This window comes from Rhizobium sp. BK312 (assembly GCF_014193605.1).
Taxonomy (GTDB): Bacteria; Pseudomonadota; Alphaproteobacteria; order Rhizobiales; family Rhizobiaceae; genus Rhizobium.
The window spans coordinates 196,276-220,686 of record NZ_JACHZP010000008.1 but is presented as its reverse complement, the minus strand read 5'-3'; the positions used below and the strand labels follow the sequence as shown (position 1 = coordinate 220,686).

Sequence of the window (24,411 nt, the reverse complement as noted above, 5' to 3'; positions counted from 1 at the left end):
CCACCTGAGATAGCAGAGGAAGCTGACTTCCGCCTGAAAACGGGCGCAGAATAAATCAGCCGGCAAAATAAATCCGGATCCCTTCTGCATGATGGGAAACGACTTTCCATGATCGCTGATAGGCGATTTCGTCGTTAGTTTGATCGGGGGCCCCGGACCTTGGAGAGAATGTCGTCAGAGAGCGCGTTAACCAGAAGTTGGTCCGCACCCTTGCGCGGCACGAGGACGAATTCGACATCTTCGAGGACGGGCAGCCAGCCCGGCGCGATCTCCAGCAATCCCGCCGGCGCCATGCTTTTCGGCTGCACGAGAACACCCATGCCCGCGCGCGCCGCCGCTGTCAGGCCGCTCAGGCTGCCGCAGGTGCAGACGATGCGCCAGGGCATCTGCTGCCGGCGTAGTGCCTCCAGCGCGACCGCGCGCGTAACGCTCGGTGTGGGAAAGGCGATCAGCGGCAACGGTCCCGCAAGCTTGCGGATGCGATCCGGGTCGCGCGCCAGCCAGACCAGCGGCTCGCGGTAGACGAGCTTGCCCCTCGCATCGCCGAGCCGGCGCTTGGCGAGCACCAGATCGAGATCGCCATTATCCTGCATTTCATAGAGCACGCCACTGAGCGCGACCGTCAGCTCGAGATCGACGGAGGGATGCGAACGCACGAACTCCTCCAATACGTCCGGGAGCTGGCTGGTGACGAAATCCTCGGAAACCCCGAACCGGAGACTGCCGCGCAGGCTGTTGCCGGCAAAAAGCTGCTGCACCTCCGCTTCGATCGACAGCATCTGGCGCGCATGGCCGAGTAGCGCCTCGCCATCACCAGTCAGGACGACACGATGCGTATCGCGCGCCAAAAGCTTTCGCCCGAGCTCTGCTTCCAGCCGCTGTATATGCTGGCTGACGGTCGATTGCCCGAGCCCCAACCGCTCCGCGGCAAGCGTGAAGCTGCCCATCTGCTCGACGGCGACGAAGCTGCGTAGCTGTGTGAGATCAAGCATGGCTTATCCTGTATTACGATAACTGTTATTCCTTGCATCGTGTATCGCAATAGGTCTATCTGCAAGGAGTAATCCTAAAAACTGCAATGCGATCGGGGTAGGCACGATGCGCCGCTTTCTTCCAGACACCTTCACCATGCTGCTGGTGCTCACCGTCCTGACGGCATCCTTCTTTCCGGTGCAGGGGACCAGCGCTCATTATTTCGGCATTGCCACCAACGTCGCCATCGGCCTTTTGTTCTTCCTGCATGGCGCGCGCCTGTCGCGCGATGTCGTCATCGCCGGCATGCTGCACTGGCGGCTGCATCTCGTCATTCTTTTGACGACCTTCGGCATCTTTCCGCTGCTGGTGCTGGCCATGGGTCAAATCGTTCCGAACAGCATCCTGCCCGTATCGCTCTATACCGGCATGCTGTTTTTGAGCGTGCTGCCGTCGACCGTGCAGTCCTCTATTGCCTTCACGTCCATCGCCGGCGGCAATGTGCCAGCAGCCATCTGCTCGGCGTCGGCCTCCAACATCTTCGGCATGTTCCTGACGCCGCTGCTCGTCGGCGTCCTGTTTTCGGTCGGCGGCCAGGGTGGGGGCTTTTCCTGGGATGTTTTGTGGCAGATCATGCTGCAGCTGCTCGCCCCCTTCATCGCCGGCCAGCTGCTGCAGCCATGGATCGGCGACTGGATCCGTTCGAAGAAGAAGATCCTGATGCCGGTCGATCGCGGCTCGATCCTCATGGTCGTCTATTCAGCCTTCAGCGAGGCCGTGGTGGAAGGACTGTGGCATACCTTCTCCGTCCTCGATATCGTCACAGTCATCATCGCAAACACGGTGCTCCTGGCGATGGTGATTTGTATCACCATGTTCGGCAGCCGTGCCCTGGGTTTTGAAAAATCCGATGAGATCACCATCACCTTCTGCGGCTCGAAGAAGTCGCTGGCAAGCGGCGTGCCTATGGCCAACGTTATCTTCGCCGGCCAAAGTATCGGCGCCATCGTGCTGCCACTCATGCTGTTCCATCAGATCCAGCTGATGACGTGCGCGGTGCTCGCCCAGAAATATGCCGACGCCGCCAAGCGGCGCGAGGCTGCAAAGGCTCAGGCGGGAACGAAAACGGGCGAAGCGACAAACGCAGCCTGAGTTCTCCGATAACATACAAAACGAAAGCGGCGCCCCGATGGAGCGCCGCTTCTTTGATCTTGGGAGGATCAGGAGCTGGGCGGCCAGAGACCGCCAGCCCAGCATGACGGTCCAAGACCGTCAGCCGCACTTAGTTGATGTGGGCCTCGATGGCCTTCGGGGTTTCCACGGGCTCGGCCGCGATGGAGATACGGCGGGGCTTCATGGCTTCGGGAATGTTGCGCAGCAGATCGATGTGCAACAGACCGTTCTTCAGTGAAGCAGCCTGAACCTCGACATGGTCGGCAAGCTGGAAACGACGCTCGAAGGCACGCTTGGCGATACCGCGATAGAGATATTCGCTGGTTTCAGCCGGCTCTTCGCTCTTTTCGCCCTTGACCTGAAGGACATGGGCGTGGGCCTCGATGCTCAGTTCCTTTTCATCGAAACCGGCAACGGCCATGGTGATGCGATAGGTGTTTTCACCCGTGCGCTCGATATTATAGGGCGGATAGGTTTGAGCCTGATCCGGCTGGCCAAGGCTGTCGAGCATGGTGAACAGACGGTCGAAACCGACAGTGGAGCGGTAAAGGGGAGAGAAGTCTACGTGACGCATGGAAGTCCTCCTGTGAGCGACAATTGCGATTTCAATTCTTGTCCCATGACCCCACTCAGGGCGACCTCGGGACGGTTCTGCGAGCCCGTTTGGCACCCGCGAAAAAGAGATGGGGATCACTTTTCCGGAGTTCAAGCCCCCAGTGCCGCAACCCTCATTTTGCAGAAAATCACCGCGTGAACCGCAGATGAACGGATGGTTCGGAACCCGTTCAGGCTGGCTGGCCTAATCTCCAAACCATCGGAAGACCATCGTCCGATGACTGAAGTGTATCGTCCCTTCTTCTTCAGTCCTTGCTCGGCCGGCGAAGCGGATCTCTCTATCTCCGCAAGCCGGCCTTTTTTCTTTGCGGACACTACCGCAGCAACTTCAGCGACCCAGTAAGCGACTTCACCCATTTCGAAGGCCCCGCCAGCCCGAGGCCGTCGATCGCCTCATCAGCAAGATCGCGATTTGGAAACGTCACCTCATACTCCCTGTAATCGTGCAGCGAGCGGGCAAAGGCAGGAAAGGGAACGATCGCGCGGTCGTTTTCCACCGGCAAGGTCTTCAGCAACAGAGATCGTATGGTTTCCGCATCCGCCTGCAGTATCGGGACGGGCATGTTCGAACTGATGTCGATGGTACGAGCCTCCCTGTCGGTCAATTGCCTTGCCGCGAGCGAGGGAAACTTTGCGCCCAACCCGATAGAGATAGCGCCGACGGTGTTGGCGATCAGCCCAAGCGGCAGTGCCGGATTGATGACGATGGCAAGACGGATATCGGGAAGCATGGAGACCTGCTGCTGTTGACGAATGGGATCGAAGGATATCTCTCTCGCCAAGGATAATCTTGCCTTTCATTGCCGTACATTCGAAGACTATGGTAGAATCTGCCTCACATTTGCAGATAAGAGGTTAGATATGCCAGACACCCTTGAACCCATCGATTTGAAGATTCTCGGCGCCCTTCAGAAGGATGGGCGCCTGACGAACCAAGCGCTTTCATCCGAAGTCGGGCTCTCGACATCTCCGTGCTGGCGACGCGTGCGCCAGCTGGAAGAAACTGGCGTGATCCAGGGTTATACGGCCGCGCTCGACAGGCGCCAGATCGGCCTCGGCGTCCTTGCCTTCATCAGGGTCAAGATCGACAGCCACAGTGAGGCGGAAGCCGAGGAGTTCTCCCATGACGTGCTGAAACTCAACGAGGTCGTGGCCTGCTACAGCATCGCCGGTGACGCGGATTTCCTGCTGCAGGTGGTGGCCGCCGATCTCGACAGCTATGCCGATTTCGCCATGTCTGTGGTGCGTCGCCTGCCACGTATCAAGGAGATGCAGACCACCTTCGTGCTGAAGGAAATCAAGCCTTTCAAGGGCTTTCCGCTTGGGGTCGGCCAGCGATAACAGCGCAAGGCACGGATGCCAGGTGCGCTATGGAGGAAATAGCGCGCCCATGTGCCTCTTTACGTTTGGATCGAAGCCATCCTATTCTCGGGCAAGTGGCTGCCCACCCTAGGGTATTGCCCGGGGTATAAAATGTCGGCGCTCTCTTTCTCGAAGATTTCCTCATCGCTGAATACGCTTCTGGCTGCAATCGGTCTGTTGACGGTGGCGGTGCTTACGACGCCTGATATCGTCGGACAAACGAGGCTCATTCTAGAACTCGTGCTTGCCGGCATCTGGGCCGTCTATGTCCTGCAATTGATCGAGACGCTGGTCATGCACCGCGCAAGGGACGTTCGCGGCAGGATACCGGAAATCGCCGTTGATATGCTTGCCGTTCTGGTCCCTTTGGCCGCTTTCCTTCTCATTCGCGGGCGCGATCAAAGCCTCTATTGCACCATCTGGCTTTTGAAACCGCTGCGCGGTTCGACCTTCTTCCGGCTGCTGGGCAGGGTCCTGACCAAGGAGGCACGCAACCTGATCGGCGTCACCTCGATTTTCGGCATCGTTCTGTTCGCCGCAGCGCTTGCCGCTTACATCATCGAACGCGACGTCCAGCCTGACAAGTTCGGCAGCATTCCCCTCGCAATGTGGTGGGCCGTGACGACGCTGTCGACCACGGGCTATGGCGACGAGATCCCGCAAAGTCTCGCCGGCCGCACCCTTGCCGGGCTGGTCATGATGTGCGGTATCGGCATCTTTGCTTTGTGGGCCGGCATTCTCGCCACCGGCTTCTACGAAGAGGTTCGCCGCCAGGACTTCGTGCGCAACTGGCAGCTGGTGGCGGGAGTGCCGTTGTTCCAGAAGCTCGGTTCAGGCGCCCTCATCGAGATCGTACGGGCGCTGAGACCTCGCGTCGTGCCGGCGGGCGGTATCATCTGCCGCAAGGGCGAAGCCGGCGATCAGATGTATTTCATCGTCGAGGGCCGCGTCAGCGTCGCCACACCGAACCCGGTGGAGCTTGGCTCCGGCAGCTTCTTCGGCGAGATGGCGTTGATCACCGGCGAGCCCCGCTCGGCAACCGTCAGCGCTGCGACCGAGGTCTCGCTGCTATCGCTCTACTCATCGGATTTCCAGATGCTCTCGAGCAGCAGCCCCGAGATTGCCGAGATCATCCGCCAGACCGCGCTGGAGCGACGGGGCGCGGCGCCGAAGGCTTGACGCGATCGACATCACGCAGCAGGCGCCTTCGAGGGCACAATAAAATTGCGCATACCGCTGGCCATCCCGTAGCGAATTGACGTCGATACAAGGGATGTGGCAGCCTGACTCGTATTGGCGTCGTCTCGCATTAGATGACGCTTGTCACACTCGTTTGGCACGGCACGGCTCGATGCACCCCCGATTACTCAAGACATTCCTGGCGGTCGCGCGGAACCGGAACTTCACCCGCGCAGCCGAAGAGGTCCATCTCGCGCAATCGAGCGTGAGTGATCAGATCCAGTCGCTCGAAGCCGAATTGGGCACGGCGCTTTTTATCCGGTCGCGATCGGGCCTGGAGCTGACGGCAGCTGGCGAGGCATTGCGACCCTATGCCGAAGAAATATTGACAATCGCCAGCGAGGCGCGCACGGCCGTTGAAGCAGTCTCGGCAGCGGCGGCTGGGACGGTGACGATCGGCGCGCTCGAGACCATTGCTTCCATCAAGCTTCCGCAATGGTTGCCGGCCTTTCAGCGTGATCATCCCGATATCGATCTGCGGGTGAAGATTGCCGGCAGCGGCGATCTATTGCGCAAGCTCGAAACCGGTGAGATCGATATCGCCTTCTGCTTTGACAGGGGCGAGGTCGATGAACGCCTCGCAAAGCGAGCGATATCGACGGAGCCCCTGATCCTCATTACCCCTCCTGCACAGAAGCCATCATCGAAGACAAGCGATCTGGCAGCACTTGCTTCGATGAACTTCGTGGCAACCGAGGTCGGCTGCGTCTATCGGCACCTCTTCGACAAGGCATTCCAAGCGGCAGGAACGGCGGCACCGAAGCTCGCCGCCGAAGTCGGCAGCATCGGCACCATTGCGCGGCTCGTGGCAGCCGGTACGGGCTCGAGCTTGGTTCCGCGGTTTGCCGTTGCGGACGCACTCCATCGTGGCGAAATCGGTGAAATGCCCTGGCCAGGGCCGATGCGGACAGCCTCGCTTGTAATGATCTGGCGGCGCAGGCGTGTTCAACCACCAGCTTTGAAGCTTGTACTGGCGTTCGCAAGCACCGGCTTTGCATCCGCTAAATCAGCCGATGTCCGCCTTCGACATGCAGTATCGTTCCCGTTGTGAAGGCGTTACCCATCAGGAAGCTTATAGCATCGGCGATGTCCTCCGGTTGTCCCACTCGTCCGACCAACAGCCGTTTTGCCATGGCGCCCAATGTTTCTTCTTTCCGATCACCGGCAACGAACGTCCAGATGGGCGTATCGACCCAGCCAGGTGAAACGGCGTTTACACGAATGGGCGCCAACTCGACGGCGAGTGCGCGAACCAATCCTTCCAGCCCAGCATTGACGGCGGCGACCACCGACCCCCGTGCGGCCGGACGATAAGCGGCAATGCCTGACGTGAACGTAATGGAGCCCGTGGCAGAGAGTAAGGGCGACCCATATTTCGCAAGCAGCAGCGGACCGTAGAATTTACTTTCCACGACCCTCTGCGCAGCCCTGAGATCCAGCGAAGGCAGCAGCTCGTAAGCACCCTCAATATCGGCGGCGGTGCTTACGATATGGTCGAGTCGGCCGATGCGCTCAAACAGACCGGCGACTTGGCATTCTTGCGTGATATCGACTGTTTCAACTGAAACCGATGGGCTTTGGAGTTCTGCGCAAGCGCGCTTCAGCCTATCTGGATCGCGCCCAGCAATGATGACCTCGGCTCCGGCGGCAAGCGCGCGTTGCGCCAGCGCCAGTCCCATTCCGGAGCTGCCGCCGACAATAAGAATTCTCGAATTCGCAATTTCAGTGATTGGCATGTCTTTCCAGTAGGTGATGACCACGCCCGAACATTCGCAAAGCTGCTCAAGAAGATGAAACGGAGAAAAACGATGGCACCATCGGAATCTCCGATGCAGGATTATCGTCTTTAGGCACACCGGATTCGATTGGCGAAACCGCCAACAAAGCTGTTGCAATTCTATGAGGCTGCGCTATCCCCTTGAGGTGAGACATTGGTCAGCGAGGCGCGACACCGTCATGGATTCGATCCTCTATTCCACGGCAGACAATCCGGTGCCGGAAAACCGCACCGAAGGTTTCTTCGAAAGTTTCGACGGCCGCAAGCTGCGCTATGCCGTCTTCCGTTGCGAGCAGCCGGTTGCCAAGGGAACCGTTGTGCTGCTGCAGGGCCGTAACGAATTCATCGAGAAATATTTCGAGACAATCCGCGACCTCACAGCTAAGGGCCTGTGGGTCGCGACCTTCGATCTGCGCGGCCAGGGCGGATCCGAGCGGCTGCTGAAAGACCCGCTGCGCGGCCATATCCGCCATTTTTCCGATTATGAGCGGGATCTGACCGCCTTCCTCGACAAGATTGTCCTGCCGGATACACGCCTGCCCTTCTTTCTGCTTGCCCATTCGACGGGCGGACTAATTGCCCTGTCTGCCGCGCCAAGGCTTACAAGCCGAATTGAGCGCATGGTGCTGTCCGCCCCCTTCATCGGCCTGACCGGCCACGGCGCCTCCCCCGGCTTTATCCGCTTCCTCTCCGGGGCGGTCAGCGGCGTTGGCCTGGGCCGCATGCAGTTCAGCAAGAAGTTCAAGGAAAGACCGTTTGCCGAAAACCCGTTGACCACGGACGAGCAGCGCTACCGGCGCAACATCGGCATCGGCACCGCCTTTCCGCAACTTTCCCTGGGACCGCCGACGGCACGCTGGCTGTCGCAGGCCTTGCGGGCGATCGAAAGGGTCGATAGGCCCGAACATCTGTTTTCGATCCAGATTCCGACCGTCCTGATCGCGCCGACGCGCGACGGCGTCGTGCCTTATGCCGATCAGGAGCGGCTGTCGCGCTATTTCCGCGCCGCACAGCTGGTACCGATTCACGGCGCCAAGCATGAAATCCTGCAGGAACGGGATGTCTATCGCAATCAGGCACTTGCCGCGATCCACGCCTTCATCCCCGGCAGCGATGCCGAGAACAATGCCTATGAGATTGAGGCCGAAGCCTGAAGGACTTAGCGGGATAAAACTGCCAGGGCCTGCTCGTAAACGGCGCGGCTGCCGGCTGCGATGATCGTTCCGCCCATTTCCGGACGGCCGCCATCCCAGGTGGTCATGATGCCGCCGGCCTGCTCGATGACCGGAATGATGCCGCCGACATCATACGGTTTCAGCGAATTCTCGATGACGAGATCGATATGACCTGCCGCCAGCAGCGCATAGGCATAGCAATCGCAGCCGTAGCGGAAGAGGCGCACCTGACTTTCGATCTCGCGATATTTGGCAAGCTCGTCGCCGGCGAAAAGATGCGGCGAGGTGGTAAAAAGGATCGCATTGGAGAGGCTGCCGCAATCGCGGACCCGCAACCGCCTCTCGCCGTCCGGACCGGAATAGGTAGCGCCATTGCCATCGGCAAAATAGCGCTCGCCCGTGAAGGGCTGATCGATCAAACCCATGACGGCGCGGCCGTTCTTCTGCAGGCCGATCAGCGTTCCCCAGACTGGGACGCCCGAGATGAAGGCGCGCGTGCCGTCGATCGGATCGATGACCCAGACATGCTCGCGATCGAGCCCGACATTGCCATGCTCCTCGCCTAGAATGCCATGTTCGGGGAATTCGGCCTCGATCAGCGCGCGAATCGCCTCTTCAGCGGCACGGTCCCCTTCCGTCACGGGATCAAAGCCCGTGGCTTCCTTGTTGACCACATCGATGCCGGCACGAAAACGCGGCAGGGTTTCGGCCTTGGCCGCTTCAGCCAGACGATAGAAGAACGAGCGATCGGGGAGCATGGTCAATCCGATTAGGTGATGGGATGAGCGATCCATAGCGCATATAGCCGATGAAGCAAACCGCATGATGACGCAATGGGCGCAATGCCTGCCGATCAGGCAGAGTTTTCAAACTTGCCTAAATATTTTGCACCGCAATAAAATGCTTGACATTTGTGCAGTGCGAGATCAATATCCAGCTACAGTCTTCTGACTGTAAATACCCTCCTTGGGTGTTTCCTCCCTAGACTTAGCCGCGCCACGAGCGCGGTTCTTTTTTGCTGGGTCTGGAGTTAAGGCGCGGCGAAACAGCCAGCGCAGAACCGCGGCCTTCCACGCTTGCTAGAGAGAATGGTGATCGCTATTCGGCAGCCAGCGCCGGATCGCCCGTGTAGGATTCCACATGTTCGGCCATGCGCTTCATGAAGAGCGTGATGGCGGCGGCGACCTTGTCGAAATCCGGGCGCTTCTCGAGCGTCGTCTCGTCGACATAGAGAGAGCGATTGACCTCAATCTGCAGGGCATGCAGCCCGCGCGACGGGCGGCCATAATGCTCGGTGATGAAACCGCCGGCATAGGGCTTGTTGCGCACGGCGTTGAAGCCCATCTCCTCGAGGATCTGCATGGCGGCGCGCGAAAGCTCGGCCGAGGCGCTGGTGCCGTAGCGATCGCCGAGGATGAAATCCGGCCGCGTGTTACTGCCAGCAATACGGATATTGCCCGGCATCGAATGACAATCGACCAGCACACCGAAGCCGAATTTGACATGGGTGCGTGCGATCAGCCGCCGCAACGTGGCGTGGTAAGGCTTATAGATCGTGTCGATTCGCTTCAGCGCGTCCTCGACCGGCACGCGGCGCGCATAGATCTCCATGTTTTCGGCGACGATTCGCGGAATCGTGCCAAGGCCACCGGCGACCCGCAGCGAATTGATGTTGGCATAGGCGGGTAACGCGCCATCGAACATGCGCGGATCGAGCTCATAGGGCTCGCGATTCACGTCGATATAGGCGCGCGGGAAATTGGCGAGCAGCAACGGCGCCCCAAGCGCGCTCGCCGCACAGAAGAGCTCGTCAACATAGTGATCTTCCGAGCGGCGGATAGCGATGCCCTGCAGGCGGGACTGGGCGATGAAATCGGGAGGGTAGATGCGACCGCTGTGAGGTGAACTGTAGACAAACGGTATCGTCTGGGAAGCGGGTTCCAATACCTCGAAAATCTCGAAACTACGCATTTCCGCGGACATCAACGTCTTTACCATGTCAACAACTTGTCGCAGTAATCATGTTGCCAGTTGCATGACCGCAAGTCCATAGTAACTTGAGCGAAATGGCCTTAATCTAAAACACCGTATTCGGATTCTCGGATGCCCGGTCAGCGAAAACGCAGGACGTTTTCGTGGAATGCACCTATGCTTCGAACAAATGCTGGAACGGCGCGTTTTGGCTGACCATTCACGGCTTGTTTACGGCGCCGCGGTACCCTAAACGCTGGACGAGTCCAACAAGACAAAGTTGATTAGCGATAGAGATGATGACCCAGAAGATACTTCTTGCCGAAGACGACAACGACATGCGTCGCTTTCTCGTGAAGGCACTCGAAAAAGCCGGCTACAAGGTCTTGTCCTTTGACAATGGAGCCAGCGCTTACGACCGGCTGCGCGAAGAGCCGTTCTCGCTGCTTTTGACTGACATCGTCATGCCTGAGATGGACGGTATCGAGCTGGCGCGGCGCGCCACCGAACTCGATCCGGACCTGAAGGTGATGTTCATCACCGGCTTTGCCGCCGTCGCGCTGAACCCCGATTCGAAGGCGCCGAAGGATGCCAAGGTCCTTTCCAAGCCTTTCCACCTCCGCGAACTCGTCGATGAAGTCAACAAACTCCTTGCCGCGTAAGGCTTTCGGCGGCAACGTCACAAAACCGAAAAAAAGCCTATTGACGGCCACCAAGGTTTTGTGATCTATGCGCCGCCATCGGATGGGCGTGTAGCTCAGCGGGAGAGCACTACGTTGACATCGTAGGGGTCACAGGTTCAATCCCTGTCACGCCCACCATCCTAATTCGCTGAAAAGCAAGGCCTTTCGAGAAATCGAAAGGCCTTTTTCATTTCTTATCGGTTGACAGAGTCCGGTTATCCCCAAAGCGGATCAAGCCGAAAAATACCCCTCGACCTGAAGCGAATTGCAGCCCGGTCAGCGATCCAGGAAATGCCGCAAAACCGCCGTCGTCGGATAGGCGTAGACGCCACGATCGACAAAGCCGTGACGATAGAGGCAATTTCGCAGAGCCAGCCAGTAAGGGGTACTGTTGGGATCCGGAGAGCCACGGCGCCAGGAATAAGCCTCAGGCTCGCAGCGATCGAGAACCCTCTCATATGTCGCCAGCACCACCGGATCGCTATCGGCACGAATGCCGCCATGGTAGGTCTGGTAATTCGAAGGCGCCTCGCCGGCAGAGACGCATGCCAGGCTCAAAATTGCTCCCAACGCTAACATCATTCTCATGTGCTTCGATCTCCAACTAGCCGCGTCCCGAAAAATTCGAGCGCAGGTCGAGAATAGTAGTCTTTTGGAAGATAGCCAATCACATGCTGATGTTCGCGGCGATTGCGGGGGCGAACGGAGCCTGCGACACAAGTTCCCGCTACAAGCCGCTTGACTTCCGGCCGCGCCGTCATCCTACTGTCATATCAGCGTATCGATCATACGGGAGGATGAGATGACGGTGATGAAGCGGCAGTTCTACAAGAACCACAAGCCCAATGGCGATGAGTACATGTTCCATCTCGCCCGCGACACCGAGAGCGGTGAGGTCTACGTCATCCGCCAGGCGGATTATGTCGTCGATGGCGGCAGCGAGAAAACCATGACCCTCTATGAATTCCTGGCCGGAGGCGGCGATCGCCAGAATGCCCTGCTGCAGTTGATCGGCGAGCTTGTTCCGGAATCCGCACAACAACACTGAAACGCGTCGCCTAACGGCCGCGGTGACTTTACGACAGTGGCATTCCTGCCATCGGACTCCGACGTGCCCGGCCTTGGATCCGGGCGCCGTCTGTTGGCTTTGGACTTGTGCACCGCTTCGGGTTGACTGCCACATTTTGATCGGCGAATCTGCATGGGCTTGAAAGGAGCCTCTCTTATGCGATTCGCAGGCATTGCTTTTGGATTGACGGCGCTGGTCGCCACACAGACCGCAGCTGCTACCGTCGAGAATTTTCCGGCACAGGGCGCCACCGTGGTCAGCGGAAAATGTTCCAAGCTCGTGGTCGGCAAACTCGATGCCTCCAAGGGATGCAAGGCAGAACTCGCCAGCGTCACCGCACCTGACGGCTCCGTGACTTTCATTTTCACATCCGGCGGCAAAATGCTCGGCTTCCGTGGCAATGGAAAAGGCATCAAGCCCGGCAACCAGAAAGGCACCGCACAATTGCCGATCGACGTTATCGCGACGGGTGCCGGCAACGATATGTCAAATCAAGTCCCAGCAAAGGGCGCCTGCACCTTCGCAAATCCTTACGCTGGCAAGCCGGTCGCCATCGAATGTACGGCCAAATCGCCGGAAATGAGCTTCAACGGCAGCTTTACATCCGATGGCAAAGCGCCTCGCCACAAGTAGCCATCATCATCGCGCCGCCGTCATCTTGTGTTAGTGCGGCAGCGCATTTTTCTGTTTTCTGCCATGATTTGCATCGCCTGGCGCTTCCCGGGATAGGTCCGAACCGTTGACGTGGGCGGGAACGTGCACGTCCTCATGGGTTACAGGATGCAGTGTCAGATCCACTTGATGAGGCGGCAAGACCTGGGCTTGGCGAAGCGTATTCGGCCTTGCCTTTTTCTGCCGTTCCGTCAGCTCCGGTTTTGACGCCTCCGGCGCGCGGTGAATGGGTGCTGGACTCATCGGAGTTCCTCCTGTTGAACGCTGTTGTTAGGGGTAAAGACCCCGCCGCGGCGGCGGATGGTCACAAAGACACCCGAAAGCCAAACGCAGCCTTTTCCGTTTGGTTCCCCGAATTTCTCAATTATCGAGGGCAAGGACAGCCATCATCATTTCAACTCTTGACCTGCATGCTAACTTCACTAACTATGGAGCATCTCCGCGCCTTCCTGACATCGGCAGCGGATTGAACTTTGGTGCCGGGCCCCTCTGGCGAGAGTTTTCACGGCGCTCTCGCGATGTCGGTACCGCCTGCAGATGAGCCGGCGGATTTCTTTCCATGATGAGCTTGACCATGCCTGACCCGCATGCCGTCTTCGGTATGCGGCTATGCGCGCAATCCGGGTATATCCACTCCATTTCCAGCGAGGCGCATCCATGAAATCGCCCGCCGCCTCAAAATCCGTTCTCGGTTATTTCGGCTGGGCCTTTGCCGTAACCGTCGGCGGCCTTACGCTCGGTGCGCTGTTGGGTTGGAACACCACCGGCACCTTCAGCGGCCTTGCCACAGCCTTCTTCATCTGTGCCGTCCTGGCTGTGCTGGAAATCTCGCTTTCCTTCGACAATGCCATCGTCAATGCCAACAAGCTGAAGGAGATGACGCCGGTCTGGCAGCATCGGTTTCTGACCTGGGGCATCGTCATCGCTGTCTTCGGCATGCGGATCGTCTTTCCGCTGGTGATCGTCGCCATCGCCGCCTGGATCAACCCATGGGAAGCGCTGAAACTCGCCGCTGCGAAGCCCGAGCAATATGCCGAGATCATGCAGGCAGCGCATCTGCCGATCGCCGCCTTCGGCGGCACCTTCCTGATGATGGTGGGCCTGACCTATTTCTTCAACCATGAAAAGGACGTGCACTGGATAGGCTTCATCGAGAAGCGGATGGCACATTTTGCGACCGTCAAGGGCGTCGAAATCGCCTTTGTGCTGGTCCTGGTCCTCATCTTCACCTCGGTGCTCGACGGTGATGACGCGACGACCTTCCTGCACGCCGCGATCTATGGCCTCCTGACCTTCCTGCTCGTCGAGGTCCTAGCCGGCTTTCTGGACGCCTCGCAGCGAACGATGAGCGCTGCGGCGAAGGGCGGCTTCGGCGCTTTCCTCTATCTGGAAATCCTCGATGCCAGCTTCTCCTTTGACGGCGTCATCGGCGCCTTCGCCCTCACGCAAAACCTATTCATCATCGCCATCGGCCTGGGCATCGGCGCCATGTATGTCCGCTCCATGACGATCATGCTGGTGGAAAAGGGCACGCTCGCCCACTACCGCTACCTCGAACACGGTGCTTTCTACGCCATACTGATCCTCTCGGTGATCATGTACGTGCAGACGCTGACGCATATCCCCGAAGTCATCACCGGCCTTGGCGGCGCAGCCCTGATCGGCATCTCGCTTTGGTCTTCGATCCGGTACAACAGACGCAACGGCCCCGACCACGCGCCGGCGCAGGATGAGCGGCAAGACCGGGCGGAAGCTTGATCCATGTAGCATTGAAATTATTACTCACAAGCAATGCTATCTTAATCTGTAGTGAAAGCAGTCTTTCCATGACTTATGCTTTTTTTAAGCAGAGTGGTGCCTGCGACACACTTTCAGTGGATCTTGTGGACTAAAGTCGTCGAATGTTTAGGATCTCGACGTATCAGAGCTAGCGCTTTAAGAAAAAACATCGCAATGGCGATGGAAATTGTCGAAGGAGCATGGTCGGCGCACAATGGTTGTGCGTCGTCAGACGGCTTCAATTGAGATGGCCAGGAGAGGCAAAGCATGGCGGCAAAAATCGTCCCGGTGATCATGGCAGGCGGCAAAGGTACACGGCTGTGGCCGCTATCGCGCGCTTCCGCCCCGAAACAATTCATCCAGTTCATCGGCGACAGGACGCTGTTTCAGAACACTTTGGAGCGGGTGGCCGACCCCGAGCTCTATGAAGCGGCGATCGTTCTCACCAATGAGGAATTCCGCTTCCTGGTCGCAGAACAGGCCCGCGAACTCGACCTGAAACTGGCAGCGGTGCTGCTGGAGCCGGTGGCCCGCAACACGGCTGCCGCCGTTGCCGCCGCCGCCGCGCTCGTCACCGAGCTTTTCGGCAAGGACGCTATCATGCACGTCCTCGGCTCCGATTACGAGATCGACGCCAACGCGACCTATTATGATTGCGTACGCCTGGCACGCGATACGGCACTGCAGGGCAAGCTCGTCACCTTCGGCATCAAGCCGACGGAACCGGCGACCGGCTATGGCTATATCGAAAGCGGCAAGGCGCTCTCGACCGGTGCACATGCCGTCAAGCGTTTCGTTGAGAAGCCCGTCCTGGAAAAGGCAAAGGAGATGGTGGCAAGCGGCAGCTTCTACTGGAACTCCGGCATGTTCATGTTCTCGGCCGCCCAGCTTCTCGCCGAGATGAAGGAATTTGCGCCTGATATAGAAAAGGCTGCCAGCAAGGCGGTCTCCAAATCGACGCGCGACCTCGATTTCACCCGCCTGGACGCCGATAATTTCGCAAAAAGCCCGGACATCTCCATCGACTACGCGCTGATGGAAAAGACGGCCAATGCCGCAGTCGTTCCCTCGCCCTTCACCTGGTCCGATCTCGGCAGCTGGGATGCGGTGTGGAAAGTCGGCAGCCGTGACGAAAGCGGCAACGTGTCGACGGGTGCCACGACGCTGGTCAACACGAAGAATTCGCTCGTCATGTCGCACAGCCTGCACGTCGCCGTGCAGGGCCTTGAGGACGTCGCCGTCATCGCGAGCGAAGACGCCGTCTATGTCGGCCACCTCAAGGACAGCCAGGAAGTCGGCAAGCTCGTCAAGCTGCTCGCAAGCGAGAAGAAGACGGCCAAGCTCACCGAGACGCATCCGACCTCTTACCGCCCCTGGGGCGGCTATACCTCGGTGCTGAACGGCGAGCGCTTCCAGGTGAAGCGCATCTTCGTGCTGCCGGGCAAGAAGCTGTCGCTGCAGAAGCATCACCACCGCTCCGAGCACTGGATCGTCGTCAAGGGCACAGCTGAGGTGACGGTCGGCGAAAACGTACAGATGCTGCGCGAAAACGAATCGATCTATATCCCGCTCGGCGAAGTGCATCGCCTTGCCAACCCAGGCAAGATCCTGCTGGAGCTCATCGAAGTACAAACCGGCTCCTATCTTGGCGAAGACGACATCATCCGCCTCGTCGACGAGTTCGGCAGAAGCTGAGATCTTCGACGGTATCGATTACAAAGCGGCGGGCGAAAGCTCGCCGCTTTTGTTTGGCATGCCACTGCAGGACTTTCCGAAGTGCCTGGAGACACCTTGCTTTCTTTCGCTGCATTGCACACACTGCCTATGGGAACAGCAATCACCGCACAATGATGCGGGCTAGGCAAAGAGACATATGGCGATTAAGGCAAGCATCTATCATCTCACCCATTATAAATACGACAATCCGGTTCGCCTCGGTCCCCAGATCATCCGTCTGAAACCCGCCTCGCATTCCAAGACGCGCGTGCTGAGCCACGCGCTCAAGGTCACCCCGGCAAACCATTTCGTGAACCTGCAACAAGACCCCTACGGCAACTATCTCGCCCGCTTCGTCTTTCCCGATCCGGTGACCGAACTGAAGATCGAGGTCGACCTCGTCGCCGATATGACGGTCTACAATCCCTTCGACTTCTTCGTCGAAGAGGAAGCGACGAAGTGGCCTTTCGAGTATCCCGAGACGATCCGAGAGGATTTGTCGATCTATATGAAGCCGGAGGAGCCTGGTCCTCGGCTGAAAGACTTCCTCGCCACGCTCGACCGCTCTGAACAAAAGACCGTCGACATGATCGTTGGCCTCAATGCACGGCTGCAGCAGGAGATCGGCTATGTCATCCGCATGGAAGCCGGCGTCCAGGCGCCTGAGGAGACTTTGGAAAAAGCCAAAGGCTCCTGCCGTGACACGAGCTGGCTGCTCGTTCAGGTGCTGCGCCATCTCGGCCTCGCCACCCGCTTCGTCTCCGGCTACCTCATCCAGCTGACACCCGACCTGAAGGCGCTCGACGGTCCCTCCGGCACCGAAGTCGACTTCACCGATCTGCATGCCTGGGCAGAAGTCTATCTTCCCGGCGCCGGCTGGGTCGGCCTCGATCCGACCTCCGGCCTTCTGACGGGCGAGAGCCATATCCCGCTTGCCGCCACGCCGCATTACCGCAACGCCGCACCGATCTCGGGCGGATATTTCGGCGAAGCCAATACCGAATTCGATTTCGACATGAAGGTCGCCCGCGTCGCCGAGCATCCGCGCATCACCAAGCCCTTTTCCGACGAAAGCTGGGATGCCTTGAACGAACTCGGCGAAAAGGTTGACGCGATCCTCAAGGAAGACGACGTGCGCCTGACCATGGGCGGCGAACCGACCTTCGTGTCGATCGACGATTTCCAGTCTGAAGAATGGAACACCGCCGCCGTCGGCCCGACCAAACGCGACCTTGCCGATCAGTTGATCAGGCGCCTGCGCGAGCGCTTCGCGCCCGGCGGCTTCCTGCATTATGGTCAGGGCAAATGGTATCCCGGCGAAAGCCTGCCCCGCTGGACCTTCTCGCTTTACTGGCGCAAGGACGGACGGCCGATCTGGCAGAACCCCGCTCTGATCGCCGAAGAAACGGCACAGACCGGTGCGGACTCGGAGAGCGCCAGCAAGCTTCTGAATGCGATTGCCAAGGAACTGGCGATCGAGCCTGACATGGTGCAACCGGCTTACGAGGACCCGGCGGAATGGATCGTCAAGGAAGGGAGCCTGCCGGAGAACGTTGATCCTTCCAATTCGAAGCTCAAGGATCCCGAGGAGCGCAGCCGTATCGCTCGTGTTTTCGAGCGTGGTCTGACGACTCCAACCGGCTACATATTGCCCATACAGGCATGGAACGCGCGCGCTGGCGGTACGCGCTGGGTCAGCGAAAAATGGCGCACACGCCGCGGCAAGATTTTCCTTGTGCCCGGCGATTCTCCGGTCGGCTATCGCCTGCCGCTCGGCACGCTGCCTTATGTGCCGCCGTCACGCTATCCCTATATCCACACGGCCGATCCCTCCATTCCGCGCATGCCTCTGCCTGACGTCATCGTGCCAGCTGGCCGCACCATGCCGGAAGCCTCGTTCCAGGTGGATGAAAGCTCGCAATCGCGGGTCGAACAGACGCTCGGCGAAATCGGCGGCGCCGTCCGCACCGCGATCTCTGTCGAACCGCGTGACGGTCGGCTGTGTGTCTTCATGCCTCCGGTCGAAAAGATCGAACATTATCTCGAACTGCTGGCAGCGGCCGAGAATGCGGCGGCTGAGCTTGCGCTGCCGATTCACATCGAAGGCTATTCGCCGCCACAAGACGAACGCATCAACGTCATTCGCGTCGCGCCTGACCCGGGCGTTATCGAAGTCAATATCCATCCCGCGTCGAACTGGCAGGACTGCGTCGACATCACGACGGCGGTTTACGAAGAGGCGCGACAGACGCGCCTCGGCACGGACAAATTCCTGATCGACGGGCGTCATACCGGCACCGGTGGCGGCAATCATGTCGTCGTTGGCGGCGCCAATCCGAACGACAGCCCGTTTCTTCGTCGTCCCGACCTGTTGAAGAGCCTGGTGCTGCACTGGCAGCGCCATCCCTCGCTCTCCTACCTCTTCTCCGGCCTGTTCGTCGGGCCGACAAGCCAGGCGCCGCGCATCGATGAAGCCCGTCACGACAGCCTCTACGAGTTGGAAATCGCGCTGGCTCAGGTGCCGGCGCCAGGTCGCGGCATCCAGCCGCTCCCCTGGCTGGTGGACCGGCTCTTCCGCAATCTTCTAACCGATGTCACCGGCAACACGCACCGCTCGGAAATCTGCATCGACAAGCTGTTTTCGCCGGATGGACCGACGGGACGCCTCGGCCTCGTCGAATTCCGCGGTTTCGAAATGCCACCGAATGCCCGCATGAGCCTTGCCCAGCAATTGCTGGTGCGCGCACTGATCGCCCGCTTCTGGCGCAACCCGATCGATGGCAAGTTCGTGCGCTGGGGCACGACGCTGCATGATCGCTTCATGCTGCCACATTATATCTGGCAGGATTTCCTCGACGTTCTCGGCGATCTTCGCGAAAACGGTTTCGACCTCAGACCGGAATGGTTCCAGGCGCAGCTCGAATTCCGCTTCCCTTTCTGCGGCGAAGTCGAATACGAGGGCAGCAAGCTGGAGCTGCGCCAGGCGCTGGAACCATGGCATGTCATGGGCGAAGAAGGTGCGATCGGCGGCACCGTGCGCTACGTCGATTCGTCGGTCGAGCGCCTGCAGGTGCGGTTCGAAACCTCCAATCCGTCGCGTTATACGGTGACCTGCAACGGCCGTCCCGTACCGCTGACGCCGACGGGAATGGCGGGCGTCTCGGTCGCTGGCGTGCGCTACAAGGCATGGCATCCGGCCTCCGGTCTGCATCCTGTGCTCCCCATTGATACGCCGCTGACCTTCGACATCTACGATACCTGGTCACAGCGCTCGATCGGCGGATGTATCTATCATGTTGCCCATCCGGGCGGCCGCAACTACGACACCTTCCCCGTCAATGGCAACGAGGCAGAAGCGCGACGTCTTGCGCGTTTCGAGCCTTGGGGGCATACAGCAGGTGGTTATGCCGTAAGACCGGAGACTGCATCGGTGGAATTCCCGCTGACGCTCGACCTCAGGCGTCCGGCGGGAATTTGAAACGAGACTTTGCATGGGTAGAAAACGGGCGACGGAACGACGGGACGAGGTAAAGACCGGCACTGCCAAGGCGCCGGTCTTTGCCTATCGTCCGCTGCCCGGCGTCGCCGACGAAATGGTCGACAATACCGGCGCGGTGCGCCCGGTCTGGCAAAACTTCCTCTCGGCGCTGACGCGTATGACGGAAGAGGGATTGACCGAGCGCTTCGCCCGCGCCGACCGCTATTTGCGCGATGCAGGTGTCTTCTATCGCGCTTATGGGACAGCGGGTGTCAGCGAACGCAACTGGCCGATCTCCCATATCCCTGTGCTCATCGACGAACGCGAATGGCAGGCTCTCTCCGAAGGCCTGCAGCAGCGCGCCGATCTGTTGGAATCGGTCATCGCCGATATCTATGGCGACAGCCGACTGGTGAGCGAAGGGCTGCTGCCGCCGGCCTTGATTGCCGCCAATCCGGAGTTCTTGCGCCCGCTTGTGGGCGTCAAGCCCGCAAGCGGCCATTACCTGCATTTCCTGGCTTTCGAGGTCGGCCGCGGTCCTGACGGCAATTGGTGGGTGCTGGCTGACCGCGCGCAGGCGCCATCCGGCGCCGGCTTCGCGCTGGAAACCCGCGTCGCCACAACCCGCGCCTTCTCCGATATCTACGCCGAAACCAAGGTCCATCGCCTCGCCTCCTTCTTCGGCGCGTTCCGCGACGCCCTGCTCGGCGGCAAGCGCGGCGCCGAAGGCCGCGTCGCCGTCCTGACGCCGGGGCCTGCCAACGAAACCTATTACGAACACGCCTATATCGCCCGCTACCTCGGCTTCATGCTGCTCGAAGGCGAGGACATCACCGTCGTCAACGATCAGTTGATGGTGCGCACTGTCGCAGGGCTGCGGCCGATCAGTGTGCTATGGCGCCGCCTCGATGCGTCCTACGCCGATCCGTTGGAGCTCAATCAGCGTTCCCATATCGGCACGCCCGGCCTGGTCGAAGCCCTGCGGGCGCAGACGGTGACCATCGTCAATGCGCTCGGCTCCGGCATTCTCGAAACCCGAGCGCTGCTCGCCTTCATGCCGACCATCTGCCGGCATCTGCGCGGCGAGGAACTGAAGCTGCCCTCGATCGCGACCTGGTGGTGCGGCCAGAAGAGCGAGCGTGAACATGTCGCCGCCAATATCGAAAAGATGGTCATCGGCCCGGCCTATTCCTGCATGCCCTTCTTCGACGATAACGGCCAATCCGTGCTGGGCTCGACGCTGCGCAGCACCGCCCGCGATTCGATCGCAGACTGGCTGGCGACCGAGGGTAACAAGCTGGTGGGCCAGGAGGTCGTAACACTTTCGACGACTCCGGCCTGGGTCAATGGCAAGCTCACGCCGCGGCCGATGAGCTTGCGCGTCTTCGCTGCCCGCACCGAGAACGGCTGGCAGATCATGCCCGGCGGCTTTGCCCGCATCGGCAGCGGTGACGATGTCGCCGCGATTGCCATGCAGTCCGGCGGCTCGGCTGCCGATGTCTGGATCGTCTCCGACAAGCCAGTCGAGGCACACACGCTTCTGCCGGCTGAAGAAACTTTCACCCGCAACATGCCGGGCAGCCTGCCCAGTCGGGCGGCCGACAACCTCTTCTGGCTCGGCCGCTATATCGAGCGCGCCGAAGGTGCGCTGCGCATCCTGCGCGCCTGGCACGGGCGTTTTGCCGAAGCCGCCGATCCGAACCAGCCACTGCTTGCCGATGTCAGCGCCTATCTTGCCGCCATCGACATCGATACCAAGCAAGCGGTGCCAGAAAACCTGCTGCGCAACATCGATAGCGCCGTCTATTCGGCCAGCAACATCCGCGATCGCTTCTCTCCCGATGGCTGGCTTGCGCTGAACGATCTCGCCAAGACGGCACGCCGCTTCAAGGAAGGGGTAAAGCCTGGCGACGATGCCAGCCATGCCATGACGATCCTGCTGCGCAAGCTCGCGGGCTTCGCCGGTCTCGTGCATGAAAACATGTACCGCTTCACCGGCTGGCGCTTCCTGTCGCTCGGCCGCTATATCGAGCGCGGCCTGCACATGACCCGGCTGCTCGGCCATATGTCCGGCCCCGATGCGCCCGACGGCGCGCTCGACATGCTGCTTGAAATCGGCGACAGCGTCATGACCCATCGCCGCCGCTACAACGTCAATACCGCTCGGCTGACAGTGACGGATCTGCTCGCACTCGATCCGCTTAATCCGCGCTCGATCCTTTTCCAGATGAACGAGATCCACCGCGAGGTCGAACAATTGCCGAATGCCTACGTCAACGGCCAGATGTCACCCTTCTTCCGCGAAGCCATGCGTCTGCATTCGGGGTTGGCAGTGATGACGCCTGAAGCAATGACGGGCGAAGTCTACCAGCAGCTGGCGCGCGAACTGGAGCGGCTGTCTGACCTGCTGGCACGCACCTACCTCGGATGATGTGAATGCTCTACGATCTCTCGCTTCACATGGGCTACATCTACGACGTGCCGGCAAGCGGCGCGCGGCATATATTGCGCCTCATGCCGCTCTCCCTGCCCAACCGGCAGAGGCTGATAGCGGGCTCGGTGAAGATAACGCCGGGACCGGACGAGCAATCCCACTTCACGGATTTCTTCCAGCATCCTGCAACCTCGATCCTCGTGCGCGAGCCCCATGAAAGGCTCGATATCCGCATGCAGGCGCGTGTTCAGGTGGAGAGCCAGCCCGTAGGGGCGGACTTCTCGCCGCTGCTCGCCAAGCTGCCAGAGGAGATCAATGATTGCTGGTCGATCGATCCGTCTTCGCCCCACCATTTTCTCGGCAGCAGCCCGCGTCTGCCGGACACCAGGGAAATCGCGGATTACAGCAGACAATGGAAATCAGCCAATCTGACGACCCTGCAGATCGCCCATGCAGTCTGCGCGCAGGTACACAAGGACTTCGTCTATGATACCGAGGCGACGACGGTGGACACCACGCCGAGGGAAGCCTTCCGCCTCAAGCGCGGCGTCTGCCAGGATTTCTCGCATGTCATGATCATCGCGCTTCGCAGCCTCGGCATTCCCGCCGGCTATGTCAGCGGCTTCCTGCGCACCATTCCGCCGCCCGGCAAGGAAAGGCTGGAGGGCGCCGACGCCATGCACGCCTGGGTGCGCATCTGGTGCGGCGAGACGGCGGGCTGGATCGAACTCGACCCGACCAACAATATTCCCGCCGGCACCGATCATATCGTCGTTGCCTATGGCCGCGATTATTCGGACGTTGCGCCCGTTATCGGCGTTCTGAAGAGCTATGGCAATCAGGAAGCCGTTCAGGCGGTAGATGTAATTCCACTAAAATAGAATATACTTAAAGTAGTAAAAAGTTGAAGCAAATCGTGTCAGATTATATGGTTTGTTAAAAATCAACTGACCGATTAAACCTTCAACTAATATTTGTATTCGATAGTCCCGCCGTTCTTGAGAAGCTAACTCTTTCCAATAGGCGGACATGATGATTGCCGGCTCTGATATACTTTGGGCATTGAAACAACTTATACGCGATAGAGCCGGAAATTTTGGCATCCTGACGGCGATTGCCGTGCCCGTGCTGGCCGTAGCGGGTGGTGTGGCGGTCGATGTCACGAACATGTCGCTGACACGCAGTCAGCTTCAGGAATCCACGGATGCCGCCGCGCTCACTGCGGCAACCGCGCTTGCGGACGGCAGTGCAACCACGACGACCGCCAAGGATCTCGCCAACAATTTCGTCCTCGGCCAGATGTCGAATTATCTCGCCGGTGATACGGATGCTACGAATTCACTGAAAGCGGGCACCAGCACGACGGTAACAAAAACGACCGATTCCTCCGGGAATTCGGGCTACACGGTGGTGGTAAATTCATCCTATTCGATGCCCGTGAACAGCATGACCCGCTTGATAGGGCAGAGTTCGCTGAACATTTCTGCGTCCAGCACATCAACCAGCGGAAAGACTACCGAAACCCAGAAGAATGCGCTGTCGATGGAGATCGCACTCGATAAGTCCGGCTCGATGTTGCTGAACACAGATGTTGTCGACGCCACCCAGAAAAGCTGCGTTCAATATTATACTGACGGGAATTATCTATATCAGTATCCAAAGGCTAAGAGCCCCTGCTACATCAAAAAGATTGCAGCACTAAAAACAGCGGTCGGTAGTCTTCTGGACCAGTTGGATGCGGCCGATCCTACCTCGCAATACGTTCGCACAGCGGCCATCGCTTGGAGCAGCGAAGTCGACAGCTACAGCAATCTCGATTGGGGAACAAAATCGACTCGCACCAACGTCGTCAGCGGATTGAACGCCGAGGGTGGTACCGAGTCTAGTGCACCGATGACCATGGCTTTCAACAACGTTACGTCGGCTTCCGAAGCAGCCGCGCAGGCCAAAAAGAATAACAATACTTTCCAGAAGTACATCATTCTAATGACAGATGGAGAAAACAACGACACCAGTTCGGATAAGAAGACGTTGGCGACCTGCAATTCTGCAAAGGCGGCTGGTGTCAAAATCTACACTGTTGCATTCATGGCTCCGGCGCGCGGACAAAATCTGCTTCAGGCTTGCGCATCGAGTTCATCAAACTACTTTGCTGCACAGCAGATGTCGGATCTGGTCGGCGCCTTTAAGACGATTGCCACGGAAACATCTAAGCAGATGACACTTCTGACCAAGTGATCGTATCACGCCAGCAACCATGAGTCGCCATAAAAGAAAAAGCCCGCAATACTCGTAT

Annotated in this window: 22 protein-coding genes and 1 tRNA gene; 15 read left to right on the top strand and 8 right to left on the bottom strand. The window is 59.2% G+C overall.

From position 1 onward, the window contains the following. Positions 1-134: 134 nt before the first annotated feature. Positions 135-992 (bottom strand): LysR substrate-binding domain-containing protein, encoded by an 858-nt coding sequence (locus FHT85_RS22520; RefSeq protein ID WP_112335134.1) that lies wholly within the window; start codon positions 990-992, stop codon positions 135-137. 106 nt (positions 993-1,098) lie between these two features. On the opposite strand from FHT85_RS22520, the gene FHT85_RS22515 reads away from it, so the two are divergent. Beyond that, positions 1,099-2,124 carry a bile acid:sodium symporter family protein gene (locus FHT85_RS22515; RefSeq protein WP_112335135.1) on the top strand — a complete coding sequence of 342 codons (1,026 nt, stop codon included), beginning with the start codon at positions 1,099-1,101 and terminating at the stop codon, positions 2,122-2,124. A 130-nt stretch (positions 2,125-2,254) separates the two neighbouring features. Here the strand turns inward: FHT85_RS22515 and FHT85_RS22510 are convergent, their stop codons facing one another. After that, positions 2,255-2,719 carry an Hsp20 family protein gene (locus FHT85_RS22510; RefSeq protein WP_015341097.1) on the bottom strand — a complete coding sequence of 155 codons (465 nt, stop codon included), beginning with the start codon at positions 2,717-2,719 and terminating at the stop codon, positions 2,255-2,257. Positions 2,720-3,074: 355 nt separating this feature from the next. Beyond that, a complete protein-coding gene (locus FHT85_RS22505) occupies positions 3,075-3,491 on the bottom strand; it encodes a DUF2000 domain-containing protein (protein ID WP_112335136.1) in 417 nt (138 codons plus the stop codon). 130 nt (positions 3,492-3,621) lie between these two features. Here FHT85_RS22505 and FHT85_RS22500 point away from each other — a divergent pair, with 130 nt between their 5' ends. The 3 genes from FHT85_RS22500 (at position 3,622) to FHT85_RS22490 (ending at position 6,412) form a co-directional block, all read left to right on the top strand. Further along, the gene (locus tag FHT85_RS22500; RefSeq protein ID WP_112335298.1) at positions 3,622-4,101 is read left to right on the top strand and encodes an Lrp/AsnC family transcriptional regulator; all 480 of its coding nucleotides are present in this window, start codon (positions 3,622-3,624) and stop codon (positions 4,099-4,101) included. Positions 4,102-4,233: 132 nt separating this feature from the next. Further along, complete coding sequence (locus tag FHT85_RS22495) at positions 4,234-5,301, top strand: cyclic nucleotide-gated ion channel (RefSeq protein WP_112335137.1); 1,068 nt, start codon at positions 4,234-4,236, stop codon at positions 5,299-5,301. A gap of 172 nt (positions 5,302-5,473) precedes the next feature. Continuing rightward, a complete protein-coding gene (locus FHT85_RS22490; protein WP_112335138.1) occupies positions 5,474-6,412 on the top strand; it encodes a LysR family transcriptional regulator in 939 nt (312 codons plus the stop codon). Here FHT85_RS22490 and FHT85_RS22485 read toward each other — a convergent pair. Beyond that, a complete protein-coding gene (locus FHT85_RS22485; RefSeq protein WP_112335139.1) occupies positions 6,363-7,097 on the bottom strand; it encodes an SDR family oxidoreductase in 735 nt (244 codons plus the stop codon). The genes FHT85_RS22490 and FHT85_RS22485 overlap by 50 nt on opposite strands. Before the next feature lie 220 nt (positions 7,098-7,317). Here FHT85_RS22485 and FHT85_RS22480 point away from each other — a divergent pair, with 220 nt between their 5' ends. After that, positions 7,318-8,292, top strand: coding sequence for an alpha/beta fold hydrolase (locus tag FHT85_RS22480; protein ID WP_112335140.1), 975 nt, complete (start codon positions 7,318-7,320; stop codon positions 8,290-8,292). A gap of 5 nt (positions 8,293-8,297) precedes the next feature. Here the strand turns inward: FHT85_RS22480 and hisN are convergent, their stop codons facing one another. Both hisN and FHT85_RS22470 read right to left on the bottom strand, forming a co-directional pair. Continuing rightward, on the bottom strand, positions 8,298-9,071 hold the full coding sequence (hisN, locus tag FHT85_RS22475; protein ID WP_112335141.1) for a histidinol-phosphatase: 774 nt from the start codon (positions 9,069-9,071) through the stop codon (positions 8,298-8,300). 340 nt (positions 9,072-9,411) lie between these two features. After that, the gene (locus FHT85_RS22470; protein ID WP_246780057.1) at positions 9,412-10,311 is read right to left on the bottom strand and encodes an N-formylglutamate amidohydrolase; all 900 of its coding nucleotides are present in this window, start codon (positions 10,309-10,311) and stop codon (positions 9,412-9,414) included. Positions 10,312-10,583: 272 nt separating this feature from the next. Between FHT85_RS22470 and cpdR1 the strand changes: the two genes are divergently transcribed. Together cpdR1 and FHT85_RS22460 are read left to right on the top strand one after the other, a co-directional pair. Further along, positions 10,584-10,946, top strand: coding sequence for a response regulator CpdR1 (cpdR1, locus tag FHT85_RS22465; protein WP_004117561.1), 363 nt, complete (start codon positions 10,584-10,586; stop codon positions 10,944-10,946). An 84-nt stretch (positions 10,947-11,030) separates the two neighbouring features. After that, positions 11,031-11,105, top strand: a tRNA-Val gene (locus tag FHT85_RS22460). Positions 11,106-11,243: 138 nt separating this feature from the next. On the opposite strand, the gene FHT85_RS22455 is transcribed toward FHT85_RS22460, so the two are convergent. Next, entirely contained in the window at positions 11,244-11,555 is a 312-nt protein-coding gene (locus FHT85_RS22455) for a hypothetical protein (RefSeq protein WP_041677664.1), read from the bottom strand. 214 nt (positions 11,556-11,769) lie between these two features. On the opposite strand from FHT85_RS22455, the gene FHT85_RS22450 reads away from it, so the two are divergent. Beyond that, positions 11,770-12,015 carry a hypothetical protein gene (locus FHT85_RS22450; protein ID WP_112335142.1) on the top strand — a complete coding sequence of 82 codons (246 nt, stop codon included), beginning with the start codon at positions 11,770-11,772 and terminating at the stop codon, positions 12,013-12,015. A gap of 177 nt (positions 12,016-12,192) precedes the next feature. After that, positions 12,193-12,669 (top strand): hypothetical protein, encoded by a 477-nt coding sequence (locus tag FHT85_RS22445; RefSeq protein ID WP_112335143.1) that lies wholly within the window; start codon positions 12,193-12,195, stop codon positions 12,667-12,669. 30 nt (positions 12,670-12,699) lie between these two features. Here the strand turns inward: FHT85_RS22445 and FHT85_RS30595 are convergent, their stop codons facing one another. After that, positions 12,700-12,951 carry a hypothetical protein gene (locus tag FHT85_RS30595; RefSeq protein ID WP_112335144.1) on the bottom strand — a complete coding sequence of 84 codons (252 nt, stop codon included), beginning with the start codon at positions 12,949-12,951 and terminating at the stop codon, positions 12,700-12,702. 414 nt (positions 12,952-13,365) lie between these two features. On the opposite strand from FHT85_RS30595, the gene FHT85_RS22440 reads away from it, so the two are divergent. From FHT85_RS22440 to FHT85_RS22415, 6 genes are all read left to right on the top strand, one after another. Then, positions 13,366-14,466, top strand: coding sequence for a DUF475 domain-containing protein (locus FHT85_RS22440; protein ID WP_112335145.1), 1,101 nt, complete (start codon positions 13,366-13,368; stop codon positions 14,464-14,466). Between the two features lie 288 nt (positions 14,467-14,754). After that, positions 14,755-16,182: a mannose-1-phosphate guanylyltransferase/mannose-6-phosphate isomerase gene (locus tag FHT85_RS22435; protein WP_112335146.1), complete on the top strand. Its 1,428-nt coding sequence runs from the start codon at positions 14,755-14,757 to the stop codon at positions 16,180-16,182. Positions 16,183-16,360: 178 nt separating this feature from the next. After that, positions 16,361-19,681 carry a DUF2126 domain-containing protein gene (locus FHT85_RS22430; RefSeq protein WP_112335147.1) on the top strand — a complete coding sequence of 1,107 codons (3,321 nt, stop codon included), beginning with the start codon at positions 16,361-16,363 and terminating at the stop codon, positions 19,679-19,681. Between the two features lie 13 nt (positions 19,682-19,694). Then, on the top strand, positions 19,695-22,112 hold the full coding sequence (locus FHT85_RS22425; RefSeq protein ID WP_112335148.1) for a circularly permuted type 2 ATP-grasp protein: 2,418 nt from the start codon (positions 19,695-19,697) through the stop codon (positions 22,110-22,112). 5 nt (positions 22,113-22,117) lie between these two features. Next, positions 22,118-22,996, top strand: coding sequence for a transglutaminase domain-containing protein (locus tag FHT85_RS22420; protein ID WP_112335149.1), 879 nt, complete (start codon positions 22,118-22,120; stop codon positions 22,994-22,996). A 148-nt stretch (positions 22,997-23,144) separates the two neighbouring features. Continuing rightward, entirely contained in the window at positions 23,145-24,353 is a 1,209-nt protein-coding gene (locus FHT85_RS22415; protein WP_246780056.1) for a TadE/TadG family type IV pilus assembly protein, read from the top strand. The last annotated feature ends 58 nt before the right edge of the window (positions 24,354-24,411 follow it).

Bases quoted from the DNA above. Each gene is read 5' to 3' on its own strand.
- FHT85_RS22480 (WP_112335140.1), top strand. From the start codon at position 7,318: ATGGATTCGATCCTCTATTCCACGGCAGACAATCCGGTGCCGGAAAAC.
- hisN (WP_112335141.1), bottom strand. From the start codon at position 9,071: ATGCTCCCCGATCGCTCGTTCTTCTATCGTCTGGCTGAAGCGGCCAAG.
- FHT85_RS22425 (WP_112335148.1), top strand. From the start codon at position 19,695: ATGGGTAGAAAACGGGCGACGGAACGACGGGACGAGGTAAAGACCGGC.
- FHT85_RS22470 (WP_246780057.1), bottom strand. From the start codon at position 10,311: ATGGTAAAGACGTTGATGTCCGCGGAAATGCGTAGTTTCGAGATTTTC.
- FHT85_RS22520 (WP_112335134.1), bottom strand. From the start codon at position 992: ATGCTTGATCTCACACAGCTACGCAGCTTCGTCGCCGTCGAGCAGATG.
- FHT85_RS22510 (WP_015341097.1), bottom strand. From the start codon at position 2,719: ATGCGTCACGTAGACTTCTCTCCCCTTTACCGCTCCACTGTCGGTTTC.
- FHT85_RS22495 (WP_112335137.1), top strand. From the start codon at position 4,234: ATGTCGGCGCTCTCTTTCTCGAAGATTTCCTCATCGCTGAATACGCTT.
- FHT85_RS22505 (WP_112335136.1), bottom strand. From the start codon at position 3,491: ATGCTTCCCGATATCCGTCTTGCCATCGTCATCAATCCGGCACTGCCG.
- FHT85_RS22515 (WP_112335135.1), top strand. From the start codon at position 1,099: ATGCGCCGCTTTCTTCCAGACACCTTCACCATGCTGCTGGTGCTCACC.
- FHT85_RS22435 (WP_112335146.1), top strand. From the start codon at position 14,755: ATGGCGGCAAAAATCGTCCCGGTGATCATGGCAGGCGGCAAAGGTACA.
- FHT85_RS22455 (WP_041677664.1), bottom strand. From the start codon at position 11,555: ATGAGAATGATGTTAGCGTTGGGAGCAATTTTGAGCCTGGCATGCGTC.
- FHT85_RS22440 (WP_112335145.1), top strand. From the start codon at position 13,366: ATGAAATCGCCCGCCGCCTCAAAATCCGTTCTCGGTTATTTCGGCTGG.
- FHT85_RS22445 (WP_112335143.1), top strand. From the start codon at position 12,193: ATGCGATTCGCAGGCATTGCTTTTGGATTGACGGCGCTGGTCGCCACA.
- FHT85_RS22430 (WP_112335147.1), top strand. From the start codon at position 16,361: ATGGCGATTAAGGCAAGCATCTATCATCTCACCCATTATAAATACGAC.
- FHT85_RS22450 (WP_112335142.1), top strand. From the start codon at position 11,770: ATGACGGTGATGAAGCGGCAGTTCTACAAGAACCACAAGCCCAATGGC.
- FHT85_RS22485 (WP_112335139.1), bottom strand. From the start codon at position 7,097: ATGCCAATCACTGAAATTGCGAATTCGAGAATTCTTATTGTCGGCGGC.
- FHT85_RS22420 (WP_112335149.1), top strand. From the start codon at position 22,118: ATGCTCTACGATCTCTCGCTTCACATGGGCTACATCTACGACGTGCCG.
- FHT85_RS22415 (WP_246780056.1), top strand. From the start codon at position 23,145: ATGATGATTGCCGGCTCTGATATACTTTGGGCATTGAAACAACTTATA.
- FHT85_RS30595 (WP_112335144.1), bottom strand. From the start codon at position 12,951: ATGAGTCCAGCACCCATTCACCGCGCGCCGGAGGCGTCAAAACCGGAG.
- FHT85_RS22500 (WP_112335298.1), top strand. From the start codon at position 3,622: ATGCCAGACACCCTTGAACCCATCGATTTGAAGATTCTCGGCGCCCTT.
- cpdR1 (WP_004117561.1), top strand. From the start codon at position 10,584: ATGACCCAGAAGATACTTCTTGCCGAAGACGACAACGACATGCGTCGC.
- FHT85_RS22490 (WP_112335138.1), top strand. From the start codon at position 5,474: ATGCACCCCCGATTACTCAAGACATTCCTGGCGGTCGCGCGGAACCGG.